We start from the raw sequence: 16,701 nt of genomic DNA on the forward strand, positions 1-16,701 counted from the left end.
TCAGATCACCGCCCGGCGGGCGGGCAGGCCCTGCCCGAGCGGCAGCGCCGCGGCGGCGAAACCGCTGTCCTGGGCGCCCCACATGCGGCGCAGCTCGAGGCCAGCCGCGGCTCCGTCCTGCTGGAGCTCGGCGCAGGCGGTCTCGAGTTCGTCCGGGTCGGAGACGGTGACGGTGACCAGGCCGACGAAGCGCACGATGCCGTGGCCGGAAGCGCGGGCCATGTCCTGCTCGAGGGCGCGGGCCATCTCGGCCCGCTCGTCCATGCTCTCGATGCGGCCGGTCTTCGCCCGCAGCCGCCTGGCCACGTCGCGCTTGGTGCGTTCCTTCGACAGCTCCGCGCGGGCCCGGCGCGGCCCGAGCGGCTCGTAGGCCAGGGTCAACGATCGGCGTGCGGTGGGGCGCGGGCGCAGCAGGGCTTGCAGGCAGGTGGCGTAGACGGCGGAGGCGGGCCAGCTGCGGACCTGGTAGGTCACGGAGATGGCGCCGTCGTGCTGGTAGGTGCCCCATGCGGTCTGTGCGGCAGCGGGGCCGGCGAGTTCCGGGGCGACGCCGGGTTCGAGGCCTTCCCAGGTGCGTTGGGCGGCGGCGGTGTTGCGGACCGCCATCTCGGCGACCGAGTCCGGGTCGAAGCCTTCGCGGATGACCTGCGCGAGTTCGCGGGGGGCGAGGCGGCGTACGACGGTGAGGTCGGCGGCGGCGAGCGAGGAGTGCATCGCGGTGATCTCGCGGACCAGCACCGCGCAGGCGCCCAGTCGGCCGCCGCCGGCGCCCTTGATGGCCAGTCGGGCCCGGGTGGCGGAGAGGGTGACGGTCAGGTAGGTGGCGCGGGTGTTGGCCACGGTCCCGCCTCGCGCGGCGAGCTCCTTGACCACCGATACCGCGGCGGGTGGGGCTGCCGGGTCGGTGTGCGCGGCGGTCCAGGACTGCAGCGCGGTGCCGTCGTCTGGCAGGCTCCGCTCGTGCACCGCGACGCGGACGATCGGTCCGCCCTCGACGCACTGGGTGCGCAGGAAGGCGCCCCAGGCGGCGACCCGGCGGTTGATCTGGTCGGTGTCCTCCAGGGCCAGGCCGGGGTAGCGGATCTCCAGGACGGCAGCGTAGGTGTTCTCCAGCGGGTCGTAGATGACCGCGAGTTCCTCTTGGCCGCCGGTGGGGGCGGACAGGATCCGCAGGCGGGCGAGCACGCCGGGCAGGTCCATCGGCTGCTGGTCGTCCGAGCGGCGGCGGGGGGCGAACGCCCCGGACAGGAACACGGTTCTGCCTCCTGCGGTGTTGATCTGGTGACGGATCGCCAGTACGGCCCACTCGTCGGCGGTCATGCCGTAGATGCGGATCGTGGCCAGGGCCATCAGCACGCCAGCGACCGGCAGGGACACCAGTTCGCCGGACAGGTCCTGGACGTAGATGGGGATCAGCACGCACAGCGCGGCCGCGGCGACCAGCACGCAGCCGGTCAGCGACATCGAGCCCATGAAGCCCTGCCGCTCGGACTGCCATCCCGCGTAGATCGCGGGTCGGTCCTGGCTCACGTCGTCCCCCCGTTCTCACCGGACCCCCGCGTCGGCGGCGGGGGCGGCGTGGCCTGCTTCGAGGGCCAGCTCATGTCCGGCCCGGACGATTTCGACGGCCAGGTCATGTCCGGTCCTGCGGCCTTCGACGGCCAGCTCATATCGACCTCCGCCGACGGGGCGCTGTCCGCGGCCGGTGCTCCGTCCCGTGGCGTCGGGGCGGGCGGGGGCTCGGTGGTCTCCAGCGGGGCCGTGGTCGGCGGCCCGTCCGGTGTCGGCGCAGGCGGCGGGGCGCCGCCCGCGCTGTCCACGGGCTCCGGTCCGGGCACCGGCTCGCCGCTGCGCGGCGGGATGCTGATGTGCCCGCCCATGTCCTTGCCGGGCCCGAGGTCGGCGTGGGCAGCCATCGCTTCCATGCCACCCTCGAGCATCTCCTTGCCCGCCTTGGCCCCTTGCAGGGCCATCCCGGCGACACCGAGCTTGCCCAGCCCTCCGGACATCGCGCCGGCGAATCCGCCCCGGGCGCGGCCCGCGGCACCGGCCTGGGCGACCGCGCCGTCGTTCTCCGCCTCGACGGCCTGCGTGAAGTTGCGGCCGTTGCCGATCGCGCCGGCCCCGGACGGGGTGCCACCCCCGTAGCCGAACATGCTGGCGGCCGTACCGCCGGCCGCGCCGAGCAGGCCGCTGGCCAGGCCGCCACCGGACCCCACGCTCGTGAACGTCATGAACTTGGCCAGGGCGGGCCAGGCCAGGGCCGCCAGGACGAGGGTCAACAGGCCGACAAGGACGTCCTTGAGGTCCTTGGACTGGCCTGTGGTGGAGAAGCCGATCACCATGATCAGCACCACGACGGGCTCGATCAGGATCAAGGAGATCAAGGCGTTGCGGGCCTTGGGCCACCACTCCTTGGTGGCCTCCATGATCCCGCCCGCGCCGACGATCGGCATGCAGGCCACCAGGACCTGGATGGCGGCCTGCCGCAGCAGCATCTCGCCCCACAGCACCAAAGACACCAGGGCCGCGATGATCGCGAGCAGCAGGACCAGCGCCGTGTTCGTCAGCCCGTCGAAGGTGAAGGCGTGGTTCAAGGCATCCTTGAACGCCTTCTCCCCGCCCCCGCCCTTGTACTCGTCGATCAGCCAGACGCTGACCTCGTGCACCGTGCCGAGCGCAACCTGCGTGACGGCCAGCGAGGCCATGGTCGTGACGGCCCATTTGGCCAGTCCCGCGATGGCCGTGGCCGCGGAGACCGCCTGTCCGCTGTAGGCGACCTTGGTGAACTGCCAGATCAGCAACAGCAGGGCGACCAGCGACGACAGCGCCCACGTCATGCTGTAGACGCTGAGCAGACCGTCGTTGTTCAGGTCGATGACCGACACTTTCAAAAAAACGTCGGTCAGCCCGTTGAGGATCTTTGTTGCCGCGTTTCCGAATTTCCCGGAAACGGCGTCAAAGGCGGCCGAAGCCAGGGTTCCTGCCGGGTCCTTGACGACGTCCTCGGTACCCTTCACGGTTTTGCAGGGCTCCGAGAGGATGGGTCCGCCCTGGCACTTCTCGCCGTCCTTCGGGACCTTCTGGCCCAGGAGGAGACTGAGGTAGCCCGTGCAGTCGTTCCCCTTGTATTTGCGCGGGTTGTCGCCGCACTCCTTGCGCATGAGTGCATCGCAGGTCTTGACGGCGGGGGTCTTCTTGATCTGGTCGAAGACCTTGATGCATTCCGCGAGGGTCGTCGGGGGCTTCGGGTCCGCCTTGGCAGTCGACGACACGGCCGCCGCGGCGAGGAAGGAGAACAGGAGCGCGAATATCGCGAGGGTCTTCTTGAGCTTGTCAGTGTTCATAGGCGAGGTCATGCCACCCTTCCGCCCGGGCCTGCGGGCTGCCGGGAGTCGCCGGAGAAGGCTGCTGATCGGGAAGCTCGGTCAGGGTGTCAGCGCTCAGCTTCCAGTCGCCGTCCGCCCACTCCATCACTGCACCGCGTACCTGGGTGCTCTTCGTGCTGACGCCCTTCACCGAGACCGTCGCGTCCAACAGGAGCCACACCGAGACCTTGTCCGCAGAAGCCGAGATCACGGAATAGGCCCGTGACTGGGTCGCGTAGTAGTTAGCGACATCGGATTCCCCGTCCTCCGGCAGACCGCTGTCTTTCCGCGCCTTCCGGGCCGCCAGGCGGCTGTAATCACCGATCAGCGTGTGGTAGTTGGGCGCGGCCATCACCTGAGCCTGCTTCTCCGACGCCTGCGGGCTAAACAGGTCCGTCACGTCAGCGAAGTGGGCCGCAGCCGAAATGGCACCTTCCCGCGAATGGGGATAACCGACCGGCACGCCGTCCTTCACGTCACCGGGCTTGGGCAACAGGGTCGGTACGGCCGAGTCCCCGGTCGGCGCCGGGGTGGGTGCGGACGCGGCCGACGGCCCGGCACTGTGGGCGCCGCCCTTGCTGTCGCCCGGGCCCAGAACGAAGAAGGCCGTGATGCCGGCGCCAGCCGCCAGGATCCCGACGACGAGCAGCACGAGACGGCGCCGGGCGGACCGGCGGCTCTGCTCGAAGGACGTGAGCGACATCGTCACTTCCCGAGGTTGTAGAACGCCTTGACCAAACCGAAGACCGCACCAATGCCCGCGGCTGCGATCAGGGACCACATCACCGACTTCTTGCCCCTGGCCGCCATGTCGGGCCGCTCGGTGTTGTGACCGACACCGATCAAGGCGCATCCGAGAATGAAGCCGAGCAGGCAGGCGACCAGCCCGGCCGTCAGGGACCAGCCGATCAGCGTGTCCGTGCTGGTGCCGAGGTTTCCCGGCAGATTCTTGGGCTGTTTGGGCGTCAGCGGGTCGCCGTCAGCGAGGAACATCGTGAAGTGCGGGGCCACGGTGCGGATTTCCTTCCGTGTAGGCGGCAGGGACGGCGGCGGACGGGAGTGTCTCGCCCCAAGACGCGTGTGCCGAGGACAGGACGGCCTCGGCCAGTCGGCGGCCGGCGGTCAGGGTTCGGGGTTTGAGGCGGGCGAGGTCGCGCAGCCCGTGCGAGCGGATCCGCTCGTCGTAGGGGACCTGGACGATGGTCGCGACCTTGGGCTGCAGCATGGTGGCGGCGGCCTTGACCGGGGCGGCCAGCCGTCCGTCGCTCGTGCCGACCAGGGCCACCGCGGTACGGGCCAGCGGCAGGCCCTCGGCCTCGGCCGCCATCACCGCCGTCTGAAGTGCCGCCGCGCCTTCCCGGGTCGCGGCAGCGCACAGCACCGGGACCGCGCAGGGCAGGGAGCACCAGCGCGCGCTGAGCCCCGCGATGCCGGCGTGGCGGGATGCGATCACGTCGTGCGTGAAGGCGTGGGCGGTGTCCGTGATGACGGCCTGCCAGCCGCCGAGCGCGGCCAGCTGGTGCCAGGCCTCCGGCGCGTCCGGCACCGTCAGCGGTGCGGCGTGCCAGGGCTGGTGATCAGTCATCACCTGCCAGGCGTGCGGCCCGGAGGCCGGTGCCGCCGCGGCGGCCGCGCGGACCTGGCCCCGGCTGGCCGGGCGCTCGGGCGGCACGGCGGCCAGGCCGTCGCCCGGGGTGCCGGTCCAGCCGGGCCAGGGCGAGGCCAGACGCTGCGCGGTGTCGAGCAGCACGGTGTCGGCGTAGGCGGCGAAGGCATCGGCCAGCAGTCCGGCCACCACGGACCGGCCGCTGCCGCCGACCGGCGCCAGGACCGGCACCATCAGGCGGACGTGCGGCGCCAGCCGCTCCGGAGCGGGTCCCCCAGCGGGTTCCCCCTTGGCCATGGCGCACCGCTCCCCCCGTTGCCCCTCGTCACGCCGCAATCACCGACAGGTGATCAAAAAGCATGTTTAGCAAGGTGCTTCTGAGTCTGTCTACGACTTTTGTTGACCGTTCTAGACCCCTGTGGTTTCAGTGGCGCAGTTGCTACGGTGCTTGATCAGTTCACGGAGCTGACCGACTGGATGGGAGGCCGTTGGTGGCATCCAAGGGAACTGGTGACGGCGGCGACGCCTGCGAGGGCACCGCCCCAGCACATTGCACATGCAACGCAGCCGCGCCGGTGTGGCCAGAGGTTTTGACCGCCAGGGAGACCGCGGCGTACCTGCGGCTGGACTACCAGCTCGTGATGCGGATGACCCGCGCCGGGAGTCTGCCGTCCCTGAAGGCGGGCCGCACCTGGCGCTACCACCGGCGGGCGCTGGAACAGGCGATGGGCGCTGGCTCCATACGCCAGTAACGACGGACGGGGGGGGCCGGGGCGGGGTGCCAAAAAAACTGATCATCGGCGCGGGGGCGGCCGTGGCCACCGTCTTCGTGCTCATAGCCGGGGTGGCCATTCAAACCACCACATCCGACGTCGCCAGCGCAAACCCCAACAGTCCCGGGGCCATCGGCGGCAACCTGAAACCGGGCTCGGTCCCGTCCCAGTACGCACCGTGGATCGAGAAGGCGGCCGGCGCCTGCCCCGGCCTGCCCGCCCCCGTCCTGGCCGCGCAGATCGAAGCGGAGAGCAACTTCGACCCCAACGCGCAGTCCCGGGACTCCCACGGCAACGTGATCGCGCAGGGGATCAGCCAGTTCATCCCCGAAACGTTTCGCCAGTACGCGGTCGACTCGGACGGCAACGGTGTCATATCCCCCTTCGACCCGCCGGACGCGATCATGGCGCAGGGCAAGTACATGTGCGAGCTGCTGCAGGACGCGAAGAAGTCCGGCTTCTCCGGAGACCCGATCGAGCTTGCCCTGGCTGGCTACAACGCCGGATGGGGCGCGGTGGTCCGGTTCCACGGCGTCCCGCCCAGTTCCTTCGCCAGCGGGCAGACCTACGACTACGTGCGCTCCATCATGGCCAGCGCGAAGAAGTACACCGCGCCGACCGGTCCCTCCGGCCCGGTGGAGCTACCGCCGGACTTCGCCATCCCGGCCGACGCCCCCCAGCAGGTCCGCGCCGCCGTGGCCTGGGCCCTCTACCAGCGCGGCGGCTGGTACCACCTCGGCGGCGACTGCACCAACGCCAAGGGACAGGACCCCGCGCGCTGGTGCGACTGCTCCTCCCTCGTACAGCAGGCCTACGCCGCCGCCGGAGTGTCCATCAGCCGCACCACCTACGACCAGGTCAAGGAAGGCCAACCCGTCAGCATCGACGCCCCGATCATCGGCGACCTCGTCTTCAGCGCCGGATCGGACGGATCCGCCGACAGCCCCGGCCACGTGGGGATGTACATCGGCAACGGCCTGCTGATCGAGGCGCCCCGCACCGGACTGCAGACCCGCATCGTCCCCTACAGCAGCTGGCGCAACAGCTCCAGCGCCATCACCCGGATCGTCGCCGTCCGCCGCATCGTCCCCCAATAGGGCCCGTACGCCAGGGAGCACCATGAGTACCGAGACCACGCTGCACGCCCCCTGGGGCACCGTGACGCCCGACTTCTGGCACACCGACGACCCGACCCCCACCGAGGCCGTACCAGCTGCCGCCCGGCCCGCGGCCGAGCCGGGCGCACCGGCAGAGATCCCGCCGCCGCCCGCGCAGTACCAGTGGCGGATCGCCGCGGTCACCGCGGCGTTCGCCCCGCCCGTCGACCCGCAGCGCCTCGCCGCAGCGAACCTCGAAGCGGAGGCGCTCGATGAGGAGTTCACCGCCGCGTTCGGAGCCGTGCACTCCCACACGATCCAGGTGCGGGAGCTGCGCGGGTGGATCGCCCACCTGATGGGCCATCCCGCGGTCGCTGCCCGCTGGTACCTGCACACCGCCGGCCTCCAGGCCCAGGCCTGGGGCCCCGCGCACGCGTTCACCCGCGGTTCGGCAGAGCGGGCGGTGCAGCACTGGCGCGGGGTCACCGACCCCGCCGAACGCCACGCGCTCGCCACCGAACTGCTGCCCCTGCTCGCCGTCGTCACCGGCGAGAGCAGCGCCGCGCACCACGCCGTGCGGGCAGCCCTCGACCCGGCCGCCGGGTAGTAGAAGCGCTCGGAGCCCTCCGCCTGGGTCGCAAGGGACTGTGCGACCCAGGCTAGCCAAGGCCTACAGCGGTCAGGGCAGGATCTCCCCGTACTGAGCCAGCAGTGCCCGCAGCTGAAGAGCCTTGCCGTCGTTGCGGCCCTGGAGGCGGTTCTTGTTGTTGCGCTTCCACCTGGCGAGCGCCTTCTCCTGCTCGTGGCCAAGGGTCAGGCTCGGCTGAATGTGCCCCCGCGCCGATCCGAAGTCCGTGAGTTGCTGGAGCATCGAGATCCACTGATCTCCGCGTTGGTTCCAGGTCCATCCCGGCAGCGCCTCGAGTTCGGCCGTCTGAGCGGCCGACAGCACATCGCGACGGGTGCGCCAGGAGTTCAGCCACACGCCGACTGGGTAGCCGTTCCACTCCTCGCGCTGCTTGATCGACGAGACGGGCCGACCGGTCGCGTCGCAGAACTGCCGCATCACCGCGACCTTCGCGTCGTGGGCGTCCTGGTAGGGGTCCCAGGACCAGCCGGGCACCTTCTCCATGGCTTCGAGCTGATCGCCAGACAGATCCTCTCCGCGGGCGATCAGCTCCGCCCGCCGCCCACGGAGATTGTTCGCCCACACCGTCGCGTCGCGGCGCGACAGCACCTGCTCCCGCTCACCCGGGACCGTCAGTTCAGCCCACTGCAGGTAGCGGTCGTAGCCGGCCCAGAAGCCAGCCTCGTGCACGGTCTGGGCCGACCAGATGGCGATCGTCGCCAGGCGCTCGGCCCGGTCGGCCCGAAGGCGACCGGTGCGCTGCAGATCCCGCTGCTTGCGACACCAACGCCCCAGGCTCCGCCCGTCGACGCGGACCTCGTCCGAGGGGTAGCAGTCGCCGACTTCAGCCGCGTAGTCCACCAGCGCCTCAAACATGGAGTCCCACGCGTCGTTCTGCGCCGAGTACTCCAGCCTTCGTGCTGCCTGCTCGCCGATGCGCTGGCGGATCCACATGCGCGCCGTCTCCTCCGCCTGCGGCGCGTCCAGGGCCCGGTAATTCTCGGCCGCGGCCGGGGCCAGAAAGCCCAGTACAGCCAGGTGGTCGAGGATGTCGGCTGTGGCGGCCTCCGGCTCGGCGAGGAAGCCGACCTGCACGTCGAAGGTCGGGTCGAGGAGGTTGAGCGGGGCCTCTCTGATGCGCACCACGGTCCAGCCAGCATCGCGTAGCCGCCGAGACTTCGCGATGTCCGTATTGCGCGACTTCTCGGTCCCGTGAAAGTAGGACCCGTCGAACTCGAGGACCAGGCGCAGTCCATCGGCCTCGACCAGCATGTCGACCCGCTCGACCTGCCCGGAATGAACGGCATCACGGGTAACGTCGATCGGAAGGACGGTACTGAGCTCGGCCTTCAACCGCAGTTCCTGTACCGATGTCTGTCGCAGGCGGCAGGTCGGGCAGCCAGTGCCGTAGCGCTTGCGGAACCCTCCAGTGCGGTTGTTCACCACGGCTTTCCACGACTCGTGCTCGTCGGGGAAGTCCGGGCAGTTCCACCACACCCTGCGGTTGGACCCGACAGTCAGTTCGTCCGCGCTGATCCCGGACTTCTTGACGTTCAGCGTCGCGGCCAGCTCCGGTTTCACCACCGACAACCGGTTCGCATCCGTGATCCGCAATGTCCCCACCGCAACTGTTCCTTCCGCCCCAGGGTCGCCGAGGCCACCGTAAGCGCCCCCTAGCCCGCCCGGCGCGTCACCACTTCTGCTGGGGCACGGTGTCCGGCCGGAGGGTCTGCTCGGGGTGCTGGCCTTGCTGGGCGGCGGCCCGGCGGGCCGGCGGCACCACCGGCGGCCGCGCGTCGTGCTCCGCCTGGTGCTGGCCCTCGGCCTCCGCGGCGATCCGCTCGCGCAATTCCCTCTCCGCCCGCAGCGCACCTGCGGTCGTCCGCAACTGCTCGGCGCGGGCCCGCAGGCCGTCTGCGCGGCCGCGGGCGAGCTCGAGGTCCTCGGCGTGCCGGGCATCGACCTGCGCCGCCAGCACCGGCAGGTGCTCGCGCATCGCGGCCAACCGCTGCTCCATCTCCCCCACGTCGCCAGGCGCGGCACCAGTGGCACCCTGCGCGCGGAAAACCCCGGCGTAGGGCGACTGCGCAACCGCCTGCCACGCCGCGCGCTGCGCGTCCCGGGCCGCCTGGCGGGCGCGCTGCTGCTCCTCCTGCGCCCGGGCCACCTGCTCCGCGTACGCGGTGAGCAGCCGCTGCTGCTCACTCCGGGACGTGCCGGAGGTGCGCAGCGACAGCCGGCCGCGGCCGGCGGCCTTCTCCGCCTCCGCACGCAGCGCCTGGGCGGTCGCCTTGTCTGTGCCGGCCTGGTCGGCCCGCGCGGTCTCTTGGCGGGCCAGGGTGACGAGGCGGTCGGCCTCGTCGAGCACCGCGGCAGCCTCGTCGGCGGTGCGCTGGCCGGGCGAGGGGTGCGCCGCGAGCTCGGCGGCCGCGCTGGCCACTTCGCGCTCCTTGTCGGCGACCGCGCGGTCGGCGGCCTGCGCGCGCTGCGCCGCTGCGGCGATCCGGGACTCCAGGTCCGCGTCCGTCAGCACTCCGTGCGGCCGCGCGACGACGTCGTCCCACGCCGGGAAAACCGGCGCGTCCGCCGCAGGCGCGGGCGGTGCGACGGGCTCGGGCGCGGCGCGCAGCTGGTCGCTGACCATGCCCTCGGGCCGGTCCTGCTGGAGGAGTTGCGCGTACGCGTAGACCGCGCGGTCCAGCAGCTCGGCTTCGGTGCGGGGCTCGCCGAGCTGGGTCCGGGTCCGCTCGTCCTCAAGTGCCGCGGCCGGCAGCCACAGGTGGTTCTCGGCCTTGGCGCGGGTGATGCCGGGGTAGAGGCTGTAGGCGTTCGCGCCGAGCCCGTACATCAGGCTCGTCTGTGCCGTCAGACCTTGCGAGGCGGCAATGGTCATCGCGTAGCCCAGGCTCACGGCGCCCTGGCTGATCTGGCCGGGCGTCAGCCACACCCGCTCGTAGCGGTGGGTGCCGTCGGCCTCTTCACGGCGCCAGGTGATCTGCACGCGGTGGTCGGCAGACAGGTCGGTGACGACCGCGCGGAAGCCGTTGAGCACGTCGGGGCCCTCGCCGCGGCGGCGGCGGTAGTCGTTCTGCCGTACGCGCACGACGTCGCCGACCGCCAGGGTCAGCCGCTCGCGGCGGGGCAATACAAAAGTGTGTTCCCGCCCGAGCTCACCGGCGGCACGCCGCAGTGCCCTCGCCCCTCGGTTAAGGGCGTCGACGTCGTCGTTGCGGGCGGCGAGCACCACCAGGTTGGACAGGGCATCATGCGGGTCGGGCCAGCGGCGGCGGGCCTCGTTCCAGGTGGCGAGGATGTCCGCACGGGCGTCCTCGGCGGTGTCCGTGGCGTGCACGCGGCCGCGGTCGGCGAGCATGCGCAGCGCCTTCTCGCGCGCGGCGGCGCCACCGCGCCAGACCTCGAGCGCGGCCCGCTCGCCGGCGTCCTTCTGACGGCGGTTTTCGGTGAGGACCTCGCCGCCGACGATGCGGTGGATCTCGGCGAACCCGCCGCCGGGCCCGATCGACTGGAGCTGTTGCGGGTCGCCGATGCCGATGATTTTCGTGCCGGTGCGGGCGGCCTCGGCAAGCAAGACGGCCATCGCCCGGTCGTCCGTCATGACTGCCTCATCGACCACCAGCACGTCCAGGCCACGCAGTCCGGAGCCGTCTTCGACGCGCCGCAGCAGGGAAGCGATGGTGTGCGAGGGGATGCCCGAGCCCTCGGCCAAATTCTGTGCGGCGACCGCCGCCAAGCAGGCACCGGCGTAGGTGGCACCGACCGCGTCCCAGCCGACACGGCACGCCTCCATGAGCGTCGTTTTCCCGGATCCGGCGACGCCGAAGACAGCATCGACCCCATACCCTCCGGTCAACAGCCGCACCACCACCCGGCGCTGCTCCGCCGAAAGGTCGAAGCCGTTGGCCACCTGGAAAACCGAGAGGGCGGCCGCAGCCTGGTCGCCGGTCAGGCGCACCGAGCCGTCGTTGAACCGCGCCCGGGCCTGGTCGACGATGACCTGCTCGGCCTGAAGGATGTCGGCCGTGGTGTACCGGTCGGTGTTCGACATGACGACCGAGCCACGGTGCGGCAGGCCGACCGCGTAGCCCTCCACGGCCAGCACCCGGTCCGCCAACGCCTCGAGCTCGCCGTCGCCGAGACCGTGCGGGCAGGCGTTGGCGACGGCAGCCAGCAGCTGCGCGCGGGAGAAGGTCTTTTCGTGCGCGGTCAGGCCGCGGGTGGGTGAGAAAACCTCCGCGGCGATGCGCCCGGGCGGCGGGACGCGGGGGCCGGTGGGGCCGTCGTGGGTGAGTCCGCTGTCGGGTCCGGGCGGGCCCGGGGCGGCGGCCGCAACCATCGCATCGACGTCGATGCCCAAGGCCTCGGCCTGCTGCCGCCAGTTCGCCCGCAGGTCGAGGACGCCGATGTCGTGCTTGGCGCGGCGGGTCTCGGCGGAGACCCGTATCTTCTCGTCGCGGCTGGCGTCCGCGCCGGCTGCGGCATCGACCTGCGCGGCCCGGCGGGAGAAGTGCTCCCGCAGCCGCGCGGGGATGCCCACGACGTTCCACGCCCGCGTGGTCTCGTCCCGCTCGTACCGCACGCCGTACCGCTCGCCGGCCAGGGCCCGCACGCGCGCCTTGAACAGGGCGTCGAAGGCACGGGCGTGGCGGTGCAGGTCCATCCCGCCGTTGGCTATCGCGCGCCACTGTCCGTCCTCGCAGCGGGCGAGGTTGGCGATGATGATGTGGACGTGCAGGTGCGGGTCGCCCGGCGTCTCGTCGTCGACCGGCCGGGCCGACTGGTGCTCCACCGTCCATCCCAGCAGCCCGCCGGTGGCGATGCGGTGCAGCTCGCCGTCCTCGCTCGCCAGCCCGTAGCCGATCCACTTCTCCAGCTGTGCGAAGGCCTCGCGCTTCGCCTGATGGACGAGCTGCCGAAACCCCTGCTCGTCGCGCTCGGCGAGCATCGCCCAGAGCACCGAGTCACCCTTGGGCAGGTCTGCGTCGAGGTCGTACGCGCGCACCCGGACGTTGACCCGCTCGTCCTGGTGGGCGCGCGCTTCGGCGAGTTCGGCGGCGTCGTAGACGTCCGCGAGATCGAGGCCGGCAGCGCGCGCGATGCGGTGCAGCGTGTCGACCTGGAGCCGGTGGCGCTCGCCCTGCTGGTGCACCATCCGCACGAGCGTGGCCCACTTCACCGCCTGCTTGGGCTTGCCGTGGAAGAGCTCCTGCGGATCGTCGATCCCGGCGGCCGCGGCGGCGGCTTCGATCGCCTCGACCAGCCGCGCGCCGGTCAGCTGGGAGCGCGGGTGCGCCCGCATCTCCGCGCGCACCAGGCGCTCACCGGTGACCGGGTGGATGCCCTTCGTCAGGGCCCGAGCCGCGTCCTTGCCGGCCTCGTCCAGGACGGCCCCGGGGGTGAGGCCGACTTCCGGAAGGCCTTCACCGATCCACACCAGGGTGCCGGTCTCGGCACCCTTCATGCGGTAGTCGACCTGCAGATCCGCCGCCTGCGCGGCCTGCTGGGAGGCGCTCTCGGCAGTGCCCTGGACGTAGCAACCGGAATGCTCGGAAAGGCGGTACTCGACCTGCTCGTCGTCCACGATCGCCGTGACCCAGGCCACCTGACACCCCCCTTCCCCAAGCGCTCTTCAGCGGCGAAGCCGCGTACGTCCCCGCAGGGGACGTACCTTTGTCCCTCCGTTTTTGATCTTTTGGCCTCTGACGGTAGCTCTGGGACAGGAGGCAGTCAACGGAATGAACAGGAACAATTGGGGACGATGGGACGCTCGGTGAAGCTGTATCGGATCGAGTGTCCGAAAGTGGAATGCTCATCCTGAGAACGAGCCGATCGCCATAGAGAACACAACGGCCTCGGCGACACCGCGCCAGGATCTGCCGATCGACCGGCTGTCCCACGCTCGGTGCGCCATCGGGCAGAAGCGCGCGGGGAGTTGGCCGCGGTGCCGCATCGGGGGCGGGTTGAGGAAAAGCCCTCCCGCTCTAAATGATCACGTGGCTACCATCGCGGCATGCCAAGCAAAGAAGAGATCATGCGTCAGGGGGCGGAGATACATGCCGCCCGCAACGAGGCTCTCGCACCGCTCGCGGACCTCATGGCCCAGCGGCAGCAGCTGTGCAAGGCCCTCGCGGAAACCGAGGAACCATACAGCGCGGCCTACGTGGCCGCGGAGGCAGCAGGATGGAGCGCCATCGAGCTGGAAGCCCTCGGCGCCGAGGAACCGGCCCGCCGGCCCAAGGGACGCCCGCGCACGCCGCGACCCGGCAAGAAATCCTCGTCGGCCTCCTCCAAGCCGTCGTCAAAAAACCCGGAGACCCAGCACGACCCGGCGCGCAAAAATGATGCCGTGACGGCCACGGGGAGCGCCGAAGAATCTCACGCCGCCTGACCCCCGGCCCCTCTCTCAACGCGACGGTGCCCTCGGCGAACCCTCTCGCCGAGGGCACCGTCGTCTTCTGCTGGCCCCGCGCTTCACGCCGCGACTACGCCTGAGGAAGGTGCATCGGGCGCGTCATGCAGGCGAAGACCGGCGAGTCCGGAAACGGCTTCTGGCGCCCGACCTCTTCGTATCCCCACGACTGGTAGAGCGTCAGAACCTTGGGGTGCTCCGGGTCCACCAAGAGCGTGACGCGCTCCTCGTGGCGGCCGGACAGAAGCTCGTCGTGCAGACGCCGGCCGAGGCCCACCCCGCGCCACCGCGAGCGGATTTTCAGCTCGTTGAACGCCAGCGTCCGGCGTCCGGTTTCGACGGTGTACCCGTCGGGGAGCGGGGTGAGCATGTCCTCCCACCATGCGGTGTCCCTACTGAGTGGGGTCCCGTAGGCGAAGCCCGCCGGCTCGTCGCCGTCGTCGTAGGCGATGACAGCCTCCCACCCGGCGCCAGCGTGGCCGCGCAACCGGTCCTCGAACCGGTCCGCGCTGTAAAACTCGGAGGCGTCGTCGGCGTGGACGTCGGTGTAGATGCGCAGGAGATCCTGGCGGGCGGTCTCGACGTCCGTGTGATGCCGGAGCTCAATCACGCGGTCTTCGTCCCTTCGTGGAGGTGTTCGGTCCATGCGCGGGCCTCAGGGGTTCGCGGTGCCGTCTCGGCGAGCCGTGCGGAGAACTGGCCGAGTACCTGCCCGGCCCTCCCCTGCCGCGCCTCGGCCGACACCGCGCGAGCGGACGTGACGGCCGGCTCGAGCGCGCCCTGTTCCAGCTGCGCGTGGGCGAGGTAGGCGAGCGCCAGGGAGCGGTTGCGTACGAGCTCCGGGCGCACCAGTGCGAGGTGGCGGTGGGCGTGTGCCTCGGCCTCGCTCCACCGTCCGAGAACGGTGTGGGTGATCAGGGTCAGCAACTCCAGCTCGGCCTCGTCGAAAAACCGCATCCATGGCGGGCGGGGCACGTCCCGGTCGGCGCGGGCGAGGGCGTCCTCGGCGCAGCCGAGGCTGCGCAGCGCGGCGGTGCGGGTGCCGAGGTCGGCGTGGGTGACGGCGATGCGGGCGTGGGCGAGGGAGGCGTACAGCGGGTCGCGGCGGGTGATGACGACCGCGCGGGCGGCGTCGTCGGCGGCAAGTGCGTCGCCGTAGCGGCCGAGCTGGCGGTAGAGCGCGCCGGCGTGGCCCCAGACGCGGTAGCGCACGGCGGGGTCGCCGGACAGGCCGGCAAGAGTGACGGCGCGCTGCAGGTGCTGCTGGGCATTGTCGAGCCGATGGCCGTCGGTCGCCGCCCACATCGCGCTAGACGTGAATGCCGCCGCGAGCGAGTAGAGGTGGCTGCGCACGCGGGCGGTAGCGGTGCCGCGTTGCTGGAGATCGAGGGCCTGCCGGGCCAGGGCGGCGGCGCGGGTCTCCAAGGTGGTGGTGCCGCCGTGCCGGTCGTCGGAAGCGACCACGTCGGCCAGGCGCACGGCGAGCCGGTGCACGTCGCTCATGCCGATGCGTGGCGGCGGCGCGTGTCCGATGGCCACCGCGGCGCGCGGCGCGGTGGTGGCGGCCAATGCTGTTCCAGCAGCGGTGAGAAAAGCGCGACGCTGCACGGGCTCCACCTCCTCGGCGGGCGGCGCGCTCTTGCGTCTGTGCGGGATGAACCCGAGGTCCGGCGCCGAGCGGCCGGCCAGCTGCTCCAAGACCGTTCGCTGCTTAGTCTGAGGCCATTTGCTCTCGCCGGACAGCCATCGTCGCACCGTACGGTCCGTCACCAGACCATCGGCGCCAGTCAGGTTCCCTAACCCGTCGTTGACCGCGGTGGCGAGATCGCCCTCGGTCATCCCGGCCTCGGCCATCCACGCGGCCAGCGTCGTATTGGGCACACGCGTCACAACGCCACCGTAGGACCGACCTCCACCCCCAGACGGCAAAAGGACGGTCAACTCGTCCGGTGGCGTGCACGCGGAAACCGGCCACATCGACCTGCCACCCCGCCGTCAACAGCCGTTACCTAAAGGTGCGTCCCCGACGGGCCTGCGGGGGTGCACCGGCGGCCGGGGCCGTGCCTCCCCCGCACGACCCCGGCCGCCGTCCACACACCCCAGGAGGAGACCCCACGTGACCGCCACCAATGACCGCCCGCCGACGCAGATCGAGTCGATGATGGTGGGCGACACCCGACCGCTGGACCTGGTGACGATCCGCGCGACGGTGGACCGCGCCCTTCAGGTGCGCCCCTCGTCGATCCCCCCGCACAAGGAAATCTTCGAACTCACCGACACGCTGCGCGGGCATCTGGCGGTCATGGCGGACGAGGTCGAAGCCCGGCGCGATGCCCGCGCCGGCCGTGACGGCGACTGGCACCAGTGGAACGCCTTGGCCGACCGCGCCCGCACCGACCTCACCAGCAGCGCGGGCGACGGGCTGGTGTCGGCCCTGCGGCACATGCAGGACATTGGCCGCACCTGCAAACACCTCCTCGACCGCCTCTCCGCGTAGGGCCGGCATGGCCGCCGCATCGCGAGCCGCGTGCACGATCCGCCGCAACGACGTCGTCGACATCGGCGGCCGCCGGCGCCTCGTCACGGCGGTCCGTACCGACCATTGCGGCCCCGCGGCACCCCGCCTCGTGCTGCACTTCCGCGACGGTGGCCCAGTCCTGCGCGTTCATCCCACCGCCCGCCTCGAGATCGCCCGCACCGCATAGCCCCACCGTCCTGTTCACCGCCCACTCCCCTCCCGGCGGTAACAGCAAAAAGCCCCTGGCGAGAGGTGATCTCGCCGGGGGCTCTCTCCGTTTTTCA

The 16,701-nt window shown here is 71.2% G+C and carries 15 protein-coding genes; 6 read left to right on the forward strand and 9 right to left on the reverse strand.

Annotated features, from left to right (window positions below):
• Genes ACLHRZ_RS31605 through ACLHRZ_RS31625 form a run of 5 tightly spaced genes read right to left on the reverse strand, consistent with a single transcriptional unit; the run spans nucleotide 1 to nucleotide 5,271 of the window.
• On the reverse strand, nucleotides 1-1,530 hold the full coding sequence (locus ACLHRZ_RS31605; RefSeq protein WP_490422017.1) for an SCO6880 family protein: 1,530 nt from the start codon (nucleotides 1,528-1,530) through the stop codon (nucleotides 1-3).
• Nucleotides 1,527-3,347 carry a hypothetical protein gene (locus tag ACLHRZ_RS31610; RefSeq protein WP_490422018.1) on the reverse strand — a complete coding sequence of 607 codons (1,821 nt, stop codon included), beginning with the start codon at nucleotides 3,345-3,347 and terminating at the stop codon, nucleotides 1,527-1,529. Before ACLHRZ_RS31610 ends, ACLHRZ_RS31605 begins: the two co-directional genes overlap by 4 nt.
• Complete coding sequence (locus tag ACLHRZ_RS31615) at nucleotides 3,337-4,071, reverse strand: DUF8175 domain-containg protein (protein ID WP_490422104.1); 735 nt, start codon at nucleotides 4,069-4,071, stop codon at nucleotides 3,337-3,339. The genes ACLHRZ_RS31610 and ACLHRZ_RS31615 overlap by 11 nt, the downstream gene beginning before the upstream one ends.
• Nucleotides 4,072-4,073: 2 nt before the next feature.
• Nucleotides 4,074-4,379: a hypothetical protein gene (locus tag ACLHRZ_RS31620; RefSeq protein WP_490422019.1), complete on the reverse strand. Its 306-nt coding sequence runs from the start codon at nucleotides 4,377-4,379 to the stop codon at nucleotides 4,074-4,076.
• On the reverse strand, nucleotides 4,348-5,271 hold the full coding sequence (locus ACLHRZ_RS31625) for a hypothetical protein (RefSeq protein WP_490422020.1): 924 nt from the start codon (nucleotides 5,269-5,271) through the stop codon (nucleotides 4,348-4,350). The genes ACLHRZ_RS31620 and ACLHRZ_RS31625 overlap by 32 nt, the downstream gene beginning before the upstream one ends.
• A 293-nt stretch (nucleotides 5,272-5,564) precedes the next feature.
• Between ACLHRZ_RS31625 and ACLHRZ_RS31630 the strand changes: the two genes are divergently transcribed.
• From ACLHRZ_RS31630 to ACLHRZ_RS31640, 3 genes are read left to right on the forward strand one after another with little or no spacing between them, the layout of a single operon-like run.
• Nucleotides 5,565-5,726, forward strand: coding sequence for a helix-turn-helix domain-containing protein (locus ACLHRZ_RS31630; RefSeq protein ID WP_490422021.1), 162 nt, complete (start codon nucleotides 5,565-5,567; stop codon nucleotides 5,724-5,726).
• 26 nt (nucleotides 5,727-5,752) lie between these two features.
• Nucleotides 5,753-6,844, forward strand: a complete 1,092-nt coding sequence (locus tag ACLHRZ_RS31635) for a C40 family peptidase (protein ID WP_490422022.1) — start codon at nucleotides 5,753-5,755, stop codon at nucleotides 6,842-6,844.
• Nucleotides 6,845-6,866: 22 nt separating this feature from the next.
• Nucleotides 6,867-7,451 (forward strand): hypothetical protein, encoded by a 585-nt coding sequence (locus ACLHRZ_RS31640; protein WP_490422023.1) that lies wholly within the window; start codon nucleotides 6,867-6,869, stop codon nucleotides 7,449-7,451.
• Nucleotides 7,452-7,523: 72 nt separating this feature from the next.
• On the opposite strand, the gene ACLHRZ_RS31645 is transcribed toward ACLHRZ_RS31640, so the two are convergent.
• Together ACLHRZ_RS31645 and mobF are read right to left on the reverse strand one after the other, a co-directional pair.
• The gene (locus ACLHRZ_RS31645; RefSeq protein ID WP_490422024.1) at nucleotides 7,524-9,095 is read right to left on the reverse strand and encodes a Helicase associated domain protein; all 1,572 of its coding nucleotides are present in this window, start codon (nucleotides 9,093-9,095) and stop codon (nucleotides 7,524-7,526) included.
• Nucleotides 9,096-9,162: 67 nt separating this feature from the next.
• Nucleotides 9,163-13,092, reverse strand: coding sequence for a MobF family relaxase (gene mobF, locus ACLHRZ_RS31650; RefSeq protein ID WP_490422025.1), 3,930 nt, complete (start codon nucleotides 13,090-13,092; stop codon nucleotides 9,163-9,165).
• A gap of 408 nt (nucleotides 13,093-13,500) precedes the next feature.
• Between mobF and ACLHRZ_RS31655 the strand changes: the two genes are divergently transcribed.
• Nucleotides 13,501-13,878: a hypothetical protein gene (locus ACLHRZ_RS31655; protein ID WP_490422026.1), complete on the forward strand. Its 378-nt coding sequence runs from the start codon at nucleotides 13,501-13,503 to the stop codon at nucleotides 13,876-13,878.
• Between the two features lie 94 nt (nucleotides 13,879-13,972).
• Here the strand turns inward: ACLHRZ_RS31655 and ACLHRZ_RS31660 are convergent, their stop codons facing one another.
• Together ACLHRZ_RS31660 and ACLHRZ_RS31665 are read right to left on the reverse strand one after the other, a co-directional pair.
• Entirely contained in the window at nucleotides 13,973-14,509 is a 537-nt protein-coding gene (locus ACLHRZ_RS31660; RefSeq protein WP_490422027.1) for a GNAT family N-acetyltransferase, read from the reverse strand.
• Nucleotides 14,506-15,789: an NsdA family TPR-like regulatory protein gene (locus ACLHRZ_RS31665; RefSeq protein ID WP_490422028.1), complete on the reverse strand. Its 1,284-nt coding sequence runs from the start codon at nucleotides 15,787-15,789 to the stop codon at nucleotides 14,506-14,508. The genes ACLHRZ_RS31660 and ACLHRZ_RS31665 overlap by 4 nt, the downstream gene beginning before the upstream one ends.
• A gap of 226 nt (nucleotides 15,790-16,015) precedes the next feature.
• On the opposite strand from ACLHRZ_RS31665, the gene ACLHRZ_RS31670 reads away from it, so the two are divergent.
• Both ACLHRZ_RS31670 and ACLHRZ_RS31675 read left to right on the forward strand, forming a co-directional pair.
• Nucleotides 16,016-16,396, forward strand: coding sequence for a DUF6415 family natural product biosynthesis protein (locus ACLHRZ_RS31670; RefSeq protein ID WP_490422029.1), 381 nt, complete (start codon nucleotides 16,016-16,018; stop codon nucleotides 16,394-16,396).
• A gap of 7 nt (nucleotides 16,397-16,403) precedes the next feature.
• Nucleotides 16,404-16,604, forward strand: coding sequence for a hypothetical protein (locus ACLHRZ_RS31675; RefSeq protein WP_490422030.1), 201 nt, complete (start codon nucleotides 16,404-16,406; stop codon nucleotides 16,602-16,604).
• The last annotated feature ends 97 nt before the right edge of the window (nucleotides 16,605-16,701 follow it).

It is taken from the genome of Streptomyces sp. AM25 (assembly GCF_058146165.1).